The 13,465-nt window shown below is 50.3% G+C and carries 12 protein-coding genes and 1 tRNA gene; 4 read left to right on the top strand and 9 right to left on the bottom strand.

Annotated features, from left to right (window positions below; translation table 11 throughout):
* Positions 1-32 precede the first annotated feature (32 nt).
* From PKOR_RS01135 to thpR, 5 genes are all read right to left on the bottom strand, one after another.
* Positions 33-686, bottom strand: a complete 654-nt coding sequence (locus PKOR_RS01135; RefSeq protein ID WP_046308705.1) for a hypothetical protein — start codon at positions 684-686, stop codon at positions 33-35.
* A gap of 97 nt (positions 687-783) precedes the next feature.
* Complete coding sequence (locus tag PKOR_RS01130) at positions 784-2,616, bottom strand: M61 family metallopeptidase (protein WP_046308704.1); 1,833 nt, start codon at positions 2,614-2,616, stop codon at positions 784-786.
* 126 nt (positions 2,617-2,742) lie between these two features.
* Entirely contained in the window at positions 2,743-3,396 is a 654-nt protein-coding gene (locus tag PKOR_RS01125; protein WP_046308703.1) for a class I SAM-dependent methyltransferase, read from the bottom strand.
* A gap of 35 nt (positions 3,397-3,431) precedes the next feature.
* On the bottom strand, positions 3,432-3,965 hold the full coding sequence (locus tag PKOR_RS01120; protein ID WP_235337101.1) for a CinA family protein: 534 nt from the start codon (positions 3,963-3,965) through the stop codon (positions 3,432-3,434).
* 17 nt (positions 3,966-3,982) lie between these two features.
* A complete protein-coding gene (gene thpR, locus PKOR_RS01115) occupies positions 3,983-4,528 on the bottom strand; it encodes an RNA 2',3'-cyclic phosphodiesterase (protein WP_046308702.1) in 546 nt (181 codons plus the stop codon).
* A gap of 83 nt (positions 4,529-4,611) precedes the next feature.
* Between thpR and PKOR_RS01110 the strand changes: the two genes are divergently transcribed.
* Both PKOR_RS01110 and PKOR_RS01105 read left to right on the top strand, forming a co-directional pair.
* Positions 4,612-5,331 (top strand): phosphatase PAP2 family protein, encoded by a 720-nt coding sequence (locus tag PKOR_RS01110; protein WP_046308701.1) that lies wholly within the window; start codon positions 4,612-4,614, stop codon positions 5,329-5,331.
* A 112-nt stretch (positions 5,332-5,443) separates the two neighbouring features.
* A tRNA-Leu gene (locus PKOR_RS01105) sits at positions 5,444-5,525 on the top strand.
* Between the two features lie 92 nt (positions 5,526-5,617).
* Here the strand turns inward: PKOR_RS01105 and PKOR_RS01100 are convergent.
* Genes PKOR_RS01100 through PKOR_RS01085 form a run of 4 tightly spaced genes read right to left on the bottom strand, consistent with a single transcriptional unit; the run spans position 5,618 to position 9,773 of the window.
* Entirely contained in the window at positions 5,618-7,252 is a 1,635-nt protein-coding gene (locus tag PKOR_RS01100) for an ArnT family glycosyltransferase (protein ID WP_046308700.1), read from the bottom strand.
* Positions 7,253-7,257: 5 nt separating this feature from the next.
* Positions 7,258-7,914 carry a lipid-A-disaccharide synthase N-terminal domain-containing protein gene (locus PKOR_RS01095; RefSeq protein ID WP_046308699.1) on the bottom strand — a complete coding sequence of 219 codons (657 nt, stop codon included), beginning with the start codon at positions 7,912-7,914 and terminating at the stop codon, positions 7,258-7,260.
* Complete coding sequence (locus tag PKOR_RS01090) at positions 7,901-8,662, bottom strand: glycosyltransferase (protein ID WP_046308698.1); 762 nt, start codon at positions 8,660-8,662, stop codon at positions 7,901-7,903. Before PKOR_RS01090 ends, PKOR_RS01095 begins: the two co-directional genes overlap by 14 nt.
* Positions 8,663-8,717: 55 nt before the next feature.
* Positions 8,718-9,773, bottom strand: coding sequence for an NAD-dependent epimerase/dehydratase family protein (locus PKOR_RS01085; RefSeq protein ID WP_046308697.1), 1,056 nt, complete (start codon positions 9,771-9,773; stop codon positions 8,718-8,720).
* 414 nt (positions 9,774-10,187) lie between these two features.
* On the opposite strand from PKOR_RS01085, the gene PKOR_RS24630 reads away from it, so the two are divergent.
* Together PKOR_RS24630 and PKOR_RS01080 are read left to right on the top strand one after the other, a co-directional pair.
* A complete protein-coding gene (locus PKOR_RS24630; protein ID WP_148561597.1) occupies positions 10,188-10,367 on the top strand; it encodes a hypothetical protein in 180 nt (59 codons plus the stop codon).
* A gap of 190 nt (positions 10,368-10,557) precedes the next feature.
* Complete coding sequence (locus tag PKOR_RS01080) at positions 10,558-13,431, top strand: tetratricopeptide repeat protein (RefSeq protein ID WP_046308696.1); 2,874 nt, start codon at positions 10,558-10,560, stop codon at positions 13,429-13,431.
* Positions 13,432-13,465: the final 34 nt, after the last annotated feature.

Below are 13,465 nucleotides of genomic sequence, written 5' to 3'. Positions count from 1 at the left end.
GTCCTTTTGATTTCTGTTTTTACAGGTACCTGCTACCAGTAGCCATACCTGCTGCCGTAAGCCGGCGAGTAGAATGGGCTGGCAAAAGGAGAGGCTCCCTCAGAGTAACGGATGCCACCGGTCACGCTCAGGTTTTCTGTGATCTTATAAGTAGCCCGGAAATCGGCACCCATGCGCCCTAAGTTGTTAAAGCTCCTGTTAAAGTCGTTGGCTGGCAGGTTAGAAAAATCGCGCCATATGTTGCCGCTCAGGATAAGCCTGTCGCTGGCCAGGTAATCTACGCCCACACTAGCTATATAATGGCTGCCACCGCGGTTGCGGTACAGAACAGTAGTACCCTCAGGGCCTGTTACTGCCATGTTCGATGAGGTAGTGTGCACATAGGCTAAGCTGGTGTTAACCCTGAACCTGTTGCTCACCTGGTAACGCACCGAAGGCTCCAGGTAAGTAGCACTGCCAAAGCCGTTGCTGAAGCTAGCTCCCATGTTCAGGCTGTAGCTAAGTTTAGGCCCCTGCCAGGATGGTTTTGTATCCACGGCACTTTCCTGTAGAACTGTGGCGGTTGGAGCAACAGTTGTTTCTGTTGGTACAGGAGCTGGCTCTATACTAGGCTTAACATCCTGTGCCACACTTTGCCCTGCGTACAGCAAGCCTGCTGCCAGTATGGTTCTGAATATATTTTTCACGTGGAAATATCTGAAGTATAAATTCTTATACTAAGGTAAGGCTTAGATGGTTCAAAAGCAAAACGCATCTATCGGCATTTCATTATACTTAAAGATACTATTTCGCCTTGGAGCCCAGCCACGCCGCACGATAAGCCTGCATTTCTGGTGTTAGCTGTTTACCTATACTCTCAAAAGGTACCAACTCAAGAATTGGTTCTTCGTCTAGTACAAAGCTCGTAGTTCGGGCCTGGCCGTGTCGGGTAAAGGTTACCGGTACGCTATCTCCTGGTTTATGCTTTTTAAGAACTTTGTTCAGTTCTTTCTCTGACTTTAGCTTTCTGCCGTCAAACGTTAAAATAACATCGCCTTTTTCCAGACCAGCCTTATAGGCACCTGTGTTCACAAAAGTGCCGTTTGCAATGGTGGCTACTCCATCCTTATAATCGAAGTTAAGCATGGCTACTGTAGCCTCATTAGGTTTTGCTTTGCGTAGCTCGAGTCCAGCTTTGGCCAATAGCCGAGCATAATCAGGTAGCCCACTTCCAAACACGCTTTGCTCAAAGAACTGCTTTGCCCAGGTAGCATCTCCGCTAACTTCAGCTAGTGTTTCCTGCAGGTCAGCCATCGTATAGGGCTTTTCTGGTGCTCCATACTTGCTCCATAGTGCCTGCATGTAATCATCAAGGGTCTTATTATACTTCTGGCGCAAGGTCATGTCCAGTGCCAAGCCTGTCATGCTGCCGTAGGTATAGTAGGAGGTAAAGGTGTTGTGGCGGTTAACCGGGTCTACAGAACGGGCAGCATCTACAAAGGGAGCCTGCTGGCTCATCTGCACTAAACTGTGGTATTGGCGGCCCGGTAACAGCAGCACGTAATTAAGGTCTCCCGCTAGGTCGGAGGCATACTTCTTCAGGTCGAAAATACCCGTGCGGGCCATAGTCAGATCGCCGTAGTAACTGGTAAAACCCTCTGCCAGCCACAGCGCCTCACTCATATTTGCCTCCTGAAAGTTGAAAGGCTCCAGCGACTTTGGACGGATTCGCTCTACATTCCAGGCATGGAAAAATTCATGCGACACTGTGTTAAGTAGCGGGCCCATGGCAGCAGCCAAAGGCCTGGAGCTGGTAAGTATAGTGGAGTTGCGGTGTTCCATGCCGTCGCCTACGGCCTGTGGCATATAGCAGCCTATAAATGTGTAACGGCCAAAGTCAAAGTCAGGGAGTTGACCGAATACTGCCTGTTGCTCAGCTACAATCTGCTTTGTCTGGGCTACATACTGTTGAAATTGCTCGCTGGTGCCTGTGTGGTGCAAGGCTACCTGTATGGTTTTCTGCTTACCGCCGTCATTTACTGTCCACTCGGCAAAATCAAAGTTGCTCAGTTCAGTAGGGCTATCCATTAGGTACTGGAAGTTAGGGGCCGAGTAGGTGTTGCCCTGTTCCTGCTTCAGCTGGGTGGCTACTTTCCAGTTGCTTCCTTGAGGCGTATTAAAAGTAACAGAGGCGGGAGCCTGCTCAAAACCACGGGCGTACATAAAGGTGGCAGGGGCATTCAGGTGCGCATGCGTTTCATCTACGCCTGCATAGGTGCCGTCGGCATGATCGGCAAATAAAGTATAGCTAAGGGTAGCACTCCCTCCATGATTTGGCACTGCCCATTCACTCATGCTTAGCCTTATAACAGGCAGTTGTTGGCCCTGTGTGTTGGTAGCTTTTATGTTGTACACGTTCTTGGCGAACTCGTGTATAGCGTAGCGGCCAGGTGAGGTGCGAGGCATCAACACTTTTAAAGTATCGCCTTGGATGTCGGAGAAAGTAACTTTTATCTCTGCCTCGTGGTGCACTGCGTTAGGGAAAGAAAGATCATATTTTACCTGCTGCTGTGCCAGAGCAGATTGTGCCATTAGCCCCAGTGCCACACCGAGCAGGCTGTATAATTTGGATTTCATCAGGTTAGATTAGTATAGTTGAAAGGCTAAATATAGGGATTGAGCAGCAGGTGAGCAATCCGTAATTAAGTTGTGGCTGTTTGAGGGGGGAGTAAATGATGAAGTAGAGGGTAGCAAGCTATTTCATTAGCTTCGCTCAAACACCTTTGCTTGTACCATGCCGCTATAAAATGTCGCGCTATACTTCTCCTCAAAACCGAGCGTCCTGAAATGGGAGCTGTAGTCAGGTAACTTCCTGGCTTGCACCCCACTCAGCCATCCGAAGAAAGTGTACATTCCCCGAATCAGAATCTGTTGCCACCAGGGCGGAGGCTGCTCTACAGGCCAGAAGTCAGCAAACAACCACTTACCATGGGCTTTCAGGGCAGCAGTTAGCCTGGTCATAAGCTGCTGCAGGCGCGAAGGGGGGAAGAGGTCGAGCAGAAAAGGAGTGATGATGACATCAAACTGCTCTTGCGGCTGCAGCTCCTGCTCTGTGCCTAAACGGAAACTAACATGGCAGTTTTGTGGCTTTTGGTAGCGCTCATATTTCTGTTGTGCCCGTTGTAGCATGGCAGGGGCAGCATCCAGATACAGAATATCCAGCTGCTTTTGCGTTTGCAGCAGTTGCTCCAGAATCCAGCCGGTACCGCCGCCAATTACCAGTACCCGGGCCTGCTGTGATAGGAAGGGGAGCAAAGCTAGCTGTGCCTGCTGCAGGGCCTCGCCATATACCAGCCGTGCCAGGGCATCATAAAAAGAGGCTACATAATGAAATCCGCTGTCAGGAAGCTTCGGCAAAGTATAAATAGTGGGTTCAGACGCTAAAATAGGTATTAGCGGTCGTAATGCTGCTCCAGAACCCCTTTAAGTTTTTTAAAGATAAACTCAACAAGTTGCTTTCGGATGCTTTCGGTGTTGCCTTTGAATACCTCACGGAATTCCTCTGCTTTGCCATCGTACAGGAAGGACACAAACATAGTACCCACCGGCTTTTCTTCATTTTCGGAGGCTCCCGGACCTGCCAAACCTGTCGTGGCAATGCTTATGTCGGCGTCTAGTGCTTTCTTTAGTCCCATCACCATCTCGTTTGTTACCTGTTGAGACTCTGCCGTGTAAAGATCCAGGGTTTCTTTTTTAACACCTAAGAGCTTTTGCTTTACCGACGGCTGGTACACCACTAAACTACCCTTCAGTACATCGCTGCTGCCTTTGGCTTTAACAAACTCTGAGGCCAGCATACCTGCTGTGCAGCTCTCAGCAAACGCCACTGTTAAACCTTTGTCCTTCAGGCCCAGCACCAGCTCGGTAAGCTCTGTTTGATTCATCTTGATGTTTTGGTTAGTGTAAAACAGGCTTATCTTACTCATTTTGGCGGCTGCAGGTTTTAGCCCAGTGGGTAGCGTGTTACTATTGAGTAAGTTGGATGAGGTGTACCCAACACCGATTGCCAGAGTGCCAGCTCCATTACCGGCAGTTCCAGAGCCTCTGCAGCTGTTACGATAGGTAGCTGCTCTGGTGGCGTCTTATCCTTCCGGAAACGGGCAAGGGTAATATGAGGTATAGCTTTCTGATTTTTGGGTGGCTGCTCAGCCAGCACTTTTGTCAGGTCCTGGCTGAGCGCCTCAAAAGCAGGATGTGCGGCAAAGCGTGCCCATATCAGCCTTGGATGTTTTAGTTTAGGCCCAGGCTCTGTTTGCCTGAACTGCAAGGTAAAAGGCTGATGGCGCTCAGCTACCTGAGCTAGCTGCTCCTGTATACTTGTGAGTTCCTGCTGCGCTACATTACCGATAAAGTACAGGGTCAGGTGCAGGTTCTGAGGCGGAACAAACCGGATGCTGGGGTGCCCAAAATGCTGAAGTTGTTCCTGGAGCTTGTCTTGCAGCACCTGGGGCAGCGGCACGGCAACAAATAACCTGATGCTGTCTTTCATAGTTTATAGGGTATGGTTATTACCTGATGTGGCTGTTAGCAAAACCAGGTATGAATACGACACAAAATTGACACCAAAGCATTATGATACGAAGTTTCTATAAAAGAATGGTGGCATCTGCGGCTCTCTTTACGGTTGAGCTGGTGTTTGTATGGCTGCTGTTTTTAGCCTGTGTGGTAGGGTTCTTGTACCTTGGCCGCGAGATTCTGGAAGGGGACAAAGTATGGCTGGACGAGGCGGGGTTTAGCTTTGCGGCCAGTATCAGCGGTCCGTTTATGGACAGCTTTATAAAGTTTATCACCTTTTTTGCCTCCCGGCAGTTCCTGACTCCGGCTGCGCTGGCCCTTATTGCTTATTACCTGTTTGTGCGCAAGCACCGGTGGAATTCCCTGAAAGTGCCGGTTGTGGCATTGGGCAGTATTACTCTGAATCTTGTCCTGAAATACTTTTTTGACAGGGAGAGGCCCATGTCGCCTTTGGTGGAAGCGTCGGGGCTAAGTTTTCCGAGTGGGCACAGTATGGTGGCAGCCTCCTTTTATGGGCTGTTGATTTACCTGGTGTGGCAAAACGTGCAGGATGTGCGCCTGCGGAACCTGCTAATTGTGCTGCTGAGCATTTTTGTACTGCTGATTGGCTTTAGCCGGGTATACCTGCGGGTACATTACACAACCGATGTGCTGGCAGGCTTTGCGGCTGGCTTTCTGTGGGTTATAGTAGGCATAACAGTGCTGCGCCGCATGGAGCGCTTCTCTGGTAAAGAAATTACACCCGTGCTGCTGGACGATGCAGACAAAAGAGAATAAAAATCATCTAGGCAATATTGCTTTTTATAGTACAGTATAGTACTTTTGCACTCCCAATAAAACACAAAGGGTTAAAGGGTTTTGGGACGTTTATTTTGATATAGTGAATCAAGCGCAAGTGGCGAAATTGGTAGACGCGCTGTCTTCAGGCGGCAGTTCCGCAAGGTGTGAAGGTTCGAGTCCTTTCTTGCGCACACTAAATCATGAAAAGGCTAATCTTAGGATTAGCCTTTTTTGTTTTCAACTCTATTGTACTTGCTCAGCCCCCTGCAGAAAAGTAATTGCTTTAATAGTAAATTGTCCACTTTCCTACCTGCACCTGCTCATCAAAGTGTTGCAGCATCCACTGCCGCTTTCCAGGCAGCTCATTCTTCACCACAAGTACCACATCCTGCTGTAACAGCTGTCTAAGCCGTTGCATGTCCTGGCTGCGCTCTAGTTCCAGCAGTTGCTCCCGCCATTGCTCGTCCTGCTCAAACTGTATTTCGCGCTCTAGTTTGTTACTATCATCCTTCAGGGAGATAATTTCCTTGTTTAACTCAAAAGCCAGAGACGGAAGTAGTCGGTTGTATACCAGGATAGGCCGCTTCTGCAGGCTATGCGCCTCGATAGCTTCTGCCACGGGCCTGCTGCCGTTGGTAAAATCAGGATTGCTCCCCATCAGGTGTGTTGAGTAGGGCAGAAGCAGCAGGGTAAACAGCAAAGCGCTGTACATGAGCTTCTGTTGGTGTGGCCATGGCTTACGCCAAAGTATAAACAAGCCTGCCAGTATGAGTACAGGAAAGGCCAGCGCCCACCACGGCAACTGTACACCTACGGGTAGTAGAGGGGCTACCAACAGCGCCAGTGCAAGTATAGCAAAGTGAATCATGCTGCCGCGCGTGGCTTTCCACATTGCCTCTGTGGATAAGTTTGTGAGTAACCATGATGTCAGCAGTGCCTGCCCGGCAAAGAGCGGCAGTATGTATAGGATAAGTTTAGAACCAGAAAAGGAAAAGAATACCAGCGGCACAAGTATCCAAAGTATGAACAGGCGCTTGAGCGGTGTCGGTAGTTCTTTTAATTTCTTAAACTTTACCAGAAGTATAGCGGACCAAGGCAGGCTAAGTGCCGGAGCCAGCACCAGGTAGAACCACCATGGTTTGGAGCGGCCAAAAGTATCCGGGTTTGCGTAACGCTGTACCGTGTGCTTAAAGAGAAAATAATCTACAAAAGCTGGGTCCTGCAGCATGAGGTATACATACCAGGAACTGCCCAGCACCAGAAAGAGCAGCAGCGCTGGCAGGTGGTGCCAGCCTAAAAACTGCCTGTACCTGGAAGTATAGTTGTGGCCAAACCCAATGGCTGCTAAAACAGGAAAAATCAACCCTACCGGCCCTTTGGTAAGAAAAGCCAAGGCCAGCAGCAGGTAGAAAAAGTATAGCCAGGCAGCTTTAGCATCGATTTTATACCTCAGCCAGGCCCAGACAGCAGCCAGTTCAAAGGTTGTCAGGAAAGAGTCTGTTGTTAGGTTGCGGGCTGAGAGCAGCACTGCCGGTATGCTTAGGTACACAACAGCAGCCAGTAAAGCCTGCCGTGAGTCCTTAAAGATCAGTTTTCCGACCAGGTACACCAGCCAGATCTGCAGCAGGAGGGAGAGCTGCAGAAAAAAGCGGGCTCCGAAGGCACTTGGCTCAAAGAGCCCCATCCCAAGCGCCGAAACAATGTAGGTAACTGGCGGCTTGTGGTAGTGCTGTATACCCAGCAGGCGTGGGTGGAGCCAATCGCCGCTGAGCCACATTTCGCGGCTGATTTCGGCATAACGGGCTTCGCTGGTCTCAATTACGCCCCATCCCCCTAAGTTATACAGCAGTAGCAGAAACAGCACTAAAAGCAGGCCATACATAAAACGGCCTGTGCGCGGGTTGTCAGGTTGCAACATCAGGATTAGCTAGATGTAGTAGGTTTTGGGGCTGACCGCTGTTCGCGCAGCCCAAGTACAAAGTTGCGACTGTAGGCTACAACACCAAAGATCTGGCCCAGAAACAGCACAGGGTCAATGCGCAGCATAGCGTATGATATTATCATCAGGCTACCTACCAGGCTAATACTCCAGAAGCCGATAGGTATAACCGATTCCTGCATTTGCTCAGCGTAATACCACTGGTACACAAAGCGCAGGGTAAATATCAGCTGCCCAACACCACCCCAGGCAATCAATGCGCCTGAAATTTTGCTGTGCTCCATCATGTAGCTGAAGCTGTAGGTATCGCTCCAGAGCAGCCAGCCCAAAGCCATAAAAGGAGATAGCAGCGCTACCCAGCGTACAGGTACAGACATGTCATCCCATCTGCCTTTCAGCTTTATGTTGCGCAGGTAAATAAAATAAGATATAAACTGCCCGCCTATAATCACCATATCATTGCGCAGGGCGCCGTAAGCCATCAACAACATGGAGGCTACCAGGCTGGTAGTCCAGAAGGAGGAAGGGGAGAGTACCCTGCCTGCGCGCTCAGACAATACCCATTGGATGACAATACGTGCCGAGAACAGCAGCTGGGCCAGCAGCCCAATGCCGTAAATAAGCATTTCAGAAATGTCCATTGGCTACAGGTTGATTCACAAACTCCTCGGCAATGCCATACCTGATGTACCGTTTGCGCATCCAGCGGAAGGCAAAAGTATCAAGCAAAGGACCCCACAGGCGGTTAAACAGGTGGTATTTGGAATACCCAGCATAGCGCTCAAAGTGCTGGACCGGCAGCTGTTTTATTTTTCCCCCCTGCAGTTGTATCAGCGCAGGCAGAAAGCGGTGCATACCGTCGAAGAAGGGCACCCGCTTGGCGTAGGCGGCATCCATAATCTTTAGCGGGCATCCTGTGTCCTGGATACCATCGTTTATCATGTAGCGGCGGAAGCCATTCGCTATGTTAGAAGAGCGTTTCTTGATGAAGGTATCCTTACGCTTGGCCCTGATGCCAATCACCATCTGGTGGTGGGGCAGGTGCTCAAAAAACAGCATAAAATCCAGTGGCGATGTCTGCAGGTCGGAGTCGATATAACCGATGTGTGTGGTCTGGCTGTGGTCTATACCGGCTTTAATGGCGGTGCTGAGGCCGTGGTTACAGTCCAGGGAAATATAGCTGTAGCCTGCGCTGCCCTGGCAGATCTGGCGTATCTGGTGCAGGCTGTTATCGGTGGAACCATCGTTCACAAACAATACCTGCGTTGGCACCGGCGATTGCGCCAAAAAGGCATCCATTGCCTCCCGGAAGCGCTGCAGACAGCCTTCTTCGTTATAAACCGGCACCAGCACGGTCAGCGAGACCGACTCTAATCCTCTTTCAAGCATCTGCTCTCTATGTTAAATTGATTCTAATATGGGTTATTGGGGGACAGTCCAGGCGCTATCGCTTCGTTAGCAGCTGGGGTTCCGCCTCCACCTGATGGTATTCCCTGAACCAGGCCATAAACCTGCTGAGACCCTCATCCAGGGAGGTGCGTGGCCTGAAGCCGGTTGCCAATATCAGATCGTCTACATCGGCATAAGTGGCCTGTACATCGCCGGGCTGCATGGGCTGCAGGTCTAGTTTTGCCTTGAGCTGTAGCAATCGCTCCAGAATTGCCACCATCTCCAGCAGTTGCTCGGGTTTGTTGTTTCCAATATTGTAGAGTTTATACGGAACCGAACCATGCTGAGGCTGCACCTGCAGTAAGTGTAAAATGCTTTCAACTACGTCATCTACGTAGGTGAAAGCGCGTAACATGTCGCCGTGGTTAAAGATTCGGATCGGCGTGCCTTCCACTATGGCCTTGGTAAAGCTATAGTAAGCCATGTCGGGACGCCCCCAAGGGCCGTATACTGTAAAAAAGCGCAGGCCTGTGGTTGGAATGCCGTAAAGGTGGGCATAACTGTGCGCCATTACCTCATTAGCCTTTTTAGTGGCGGCATAAAACGAAACTGGCGAGTCGGTGCGGTGGCTGGTACTGAAGGGTGACTGCTCGTTCAGACCATATACCGAGCTGGAAGAGGCAAAAAGCAGGTGCTTGATGCGATGGCGCCGGCAACACTCCAGCAGGTTAGCAAAGCCGACTAAATTGCTTTTCACATATTCCTCCGGGTGATCTATACTATGGCGTACACCAGCCTGCGCGGCAAGATTGATTACTATGTCAAAAGCCTGCTCAGCAAAAAGCTGCTGTAGGTTGGTGGCATCTGCCAGATCCAGCTGCACAAAGTATGTAGTTGCGTTAACGTTACGCTGTAGAAGAACTTGTTGCTGTACAGCTTCAGGCTTGAAGCCCTGTTGTGTTAACCGCTCGTGTTTAAGCTTAGGGTCGTAATAGCTGTTTAGGTTATCCAGGCCCACTACATAATGCCCATGCCGCTGCAGTGCCAGCATCAGGTGATGGCCTATGAAGCCGGCACTGCCCGTTAAAAGTATACGAAACTTGGCTCCCATATCCTGTAAGAGTAACTGTGGTTCTTAACTGCTGTATTCCTGAGCCGGAGCTCAGTGAAACAAGCAGGCCAAAGCTAGATTGGGAATCTGTAGAAAATCTGTAGATTGTTTATAGGAGACTGGCAATTTGTGATTTACTGCCAAGTGGCTTTAAATGAGCCGCCCCTGATGGAAGAGCTTTTTACGATTAAATGCCAAAGAAAGCCCTGGCACTCATATCTTTGGCAGTATAAGCGTATGTGCAATTTTATCAGGCTCTTAAACGTAAGCCAACAGAAAGGGAGGGAGAAAGCCCTTCCCTTTCTCTTCATCTTAAAAGCCTGGACAGTACCTAGAGGCTGCCCCATCCGCAGGCATGAGTGAGTGTAGGCCCGGAAGATGAATGTTTTTTGTCCACTTAAGCCCCTTTCAGCTATGAAAAATTTACTCTGTCAGAACCTGGGCGTCGATGTGGGCAAAGACGCTCTGGATGTGGTGCGACATTCCTTTACTTTTGCTGGGTTAGATCTTACCCTATGTTCTACCGCCTGCACTTGCCGGCTGTTACCTTTGCTGCAGCAAACATGCCCTGCACCGGGATGTGAACGCAGCTAGTAATATAAGAAATAAGGCGGTCGGGCAGACCGTTTCAGCTTGGGAGATATACGGTCGCAGTAGCGAGGTAGCCCAAGAATCCAACCTGCTTTAGCGGTGGGAATGTCAAATAAAGATAACCTCTTGTTCCTTTTATCAAAAGCAGGAATATTATACTTTTATGGGATAGTCATCTGTGAACCTCATTCCAATGCTTTCTATTTCTAAAGTACTGCTCTGCGCGTCTGTTTTCCTGACGGCCATTCCTGTTTTTGCCCAGCACCCCAATGAAGTAGCGGAGGTTCGCCAAAAGCTACAGCAGGAGCGCCAGCAGGCAATGGAAGTAAGCATTAGCCCGGCGCAGAAAGCAACACGCCTGCTGGATTTAGGTGCCTGGCAGGAAGCAAAGCATGTGCTGCAGTCTGCTTCTGCCAGCACGGGGGTAAAGCTGGCGCAGGCGCGGTTAGCTATACTGGAGAACAGGTTTAGCCAGGCCGAAGCACTGGTAAAAGAGGTGCTGCAGGAGAACCCTCAGGAGCGTGAGGCACGGCTGCTGCAAAGTAAGCTGCAGGTACAGGCTTGGGAGCTGGAGAAAGCACTGGCTACAGCTAACCAGTTGCTAAAGCGTAACGCACAAGACGAGGACGCCGCTTTGCTTGTAGGGCGTGTGCTGATGCTTCAAAAGAAATATGGTGAGGCCTTGGAGTGGGCCAGGAAAGTACAGCGTTGGAATCGCAACAATGCTGATGCCTGGCTACTGGAGTCTGATGTACACTTCTGGAACCAAAAGCCGGAGCTGGCTGAGCAGCCGCTTATCAACAGCCTCAGCCTGAACCCATTTAACGCCGATGCCCGCTTTAACTACGGCTATGCCATCTGGCGCCGTGTGGATGCGACGCAGCTTCATAACATGGCGGCACAATGGGAACTGGCTTTGGAGCTGAACCCACTGCATTACGTGACCCACTGGCACTGGGGCAACGGCCATACCAACCTGACCTATGCCGATTATGCCCAAGCAGATGACGAGCAGGTGCGTCAGGAGCTAAAGGCTGCCGATAGATTACTTTCTGAAAACAAGGTAGCAGAGGCGCTGGCAGAGGCTGCACATGTGCAGCAAAAGTATAAGAACTCTGTACTGCCTGCCATGTTGCGCGGTTCTGCTTTCTATATGGCCTTTGATATGAACCGGCAGGCACGCCTCGATTCAGCCCAGGCTGTATTTCAAGGTATCCTCCAGAAAAAGAAACACTACGGACCGGCGCATAATGCACTGGCCGCTGTGATAAAGCAAAAGCAGCTCACTTACCTGCACAACTACGATTCGCTGCAGCAGGTAGTACTACAGACAGTAATTGCAGATCCTGAAAACTTCGCCAGGGTATTTCCGGATGTTGCTTATTACCCTGGCGACGAAGTACAGCAGATGGTGTGGTCGCAGCTGTATGAGAGCATCGTGTATTTCCCCTTTTTATCGAAACAAGGAGAGAAGTTTGTCATTCCTCCACTGCATATAGACCTGGCTATTGCTATGGGCTCCCCATATTTCCGGCAAGCTACAACTTTTGATAACCGCCAGTGGATGGACATCCGGGGTGTAGGCAGTGGGGCTGCGGCCATTGAGTATGTGGTGCGCGGTTCTTACCTGGAGCGCAACGTGGTACTGCATGAGTATGTACACCTGTTTCATCAGCGTGTTTTTACGGATGCTGAGAAACGCGAAGTACGTAGGCTTTACAACCAGGCTATGGAGCAGGGCCGCACGTTGGATTATTACTCTGCCAATAATGAGCACGAATACCTGGCACAGACCTACCCAGCCTACTTTGAGCCGGTAAAGGTGCATCCGCTTAACCATAAGTCCATCAACACCACGGCAGACCTCAAAGCCAAAGATCCGGAACTGTATACATTTCTGGACGGGTTGGTGGCACGGCAGCGAGCTTATTTATCCGGCGATAAGCAGGCAATGGCCAGTAATTGGGCGCAGGTATACGTAAACCTGGCACAAAAGGCTCAGCGACGGGACGACTTGCAGCAAGCAATAGTATACTTAGATAGTGCCCTGGTGTGGAATAAAAACTACCAGCCTGCCCTGTTGGCTTATGCCGGTGTAGCCCAGCATCAGAAAAAGTATAAGGAGGCGCAGGCTTGGCTGGAGCAGGCTAAGCGTATAGACGCAAGCTATGCACCCATATACCTGGCAGAGGCAGAGCTGCTGGAAATCATGAAGCGCCGTGGCAAGCTGAATGCCCACGATGCACTCATGAGCCAGATAGCGCTTTATAAAAAGGCTGCTGACCTGGAAGATGACCTGTTAATGCGAGCAGAGTCGAATGAAAGGTTTCGGGAGTTTTTTGTGGACTATGGCATGGTGCCCGAGGCTATTGCTGTGGCCGAAGCTTATGTAGCGCATGCTCCAACTGTTTCAACATACCTGCGTGATCGTCGGGATGAGGCTATGGCTTATGCCAGCTGGTTAAAAGGTACTACAAGTCTAAACCCGGAGGCGGTACAGGAGCTGAAAAGGTTGGTGACACTGAAACCGCAAAATTATGAATTGCGCAGGCAGTATGCCGATGTGCTGGCTACCCAGGGTAAGTATAAAGAAGCTTTTGAAACACTGGAGGAGGCGCAGCGCATTTTAACGGCTGCTGGCTCGCCACGTGCTGACTTTATGGTGCGTATGGCGGCCTACCAGCTGCAACTGGAGGATAAAAATGCCGCTCAGCAGGTGGCGCAGCCCCTGCTGGATAATGAGCTTAGCCTGCCGATGCAGGAGAGGCATTTGCTGGTGTCTGTACTGGCAACACTGGGGCACAAGGATAAAGCTAAGGCCATTATAAAGCAGCTCCCAAAACCGGAAACTGTTGTGCAGGAGGCACAGATACAATCCGCCCGAGGCCGCATGTATGAAGCGAAAGGAAAAATTAACAGCGCTGTTCGTGTGTATGAAAATTCCCTTTTGCTGTACCCTTACCAACTGGAAATACGGCAGCGCCTGGTGCGCCTGCTGCAACAGAAAGGACGCATGCAGGATGCCGAGAATGTGGCACAGGCCGGCGTACAGTTGGCTCAGGCATAGTTAAACACAACCATCAATTTCCATACATCTAACC

Origin of the sequence: Pontibacter korlensis (assembly GCF_000973725.1) — a bacterium.
Taxonomy (GTDB): domain Bacteria; phylum Bacteroidota; class Bacteroidia; order Cytophagales; family Hymenobacteraceae; genus Pontibacter; species Pontibacter korlensis.
Note: the sequence above shows the minus strand (reverse complement) of the source record. Positions and strands in the feature narration are given on the sequence as shown.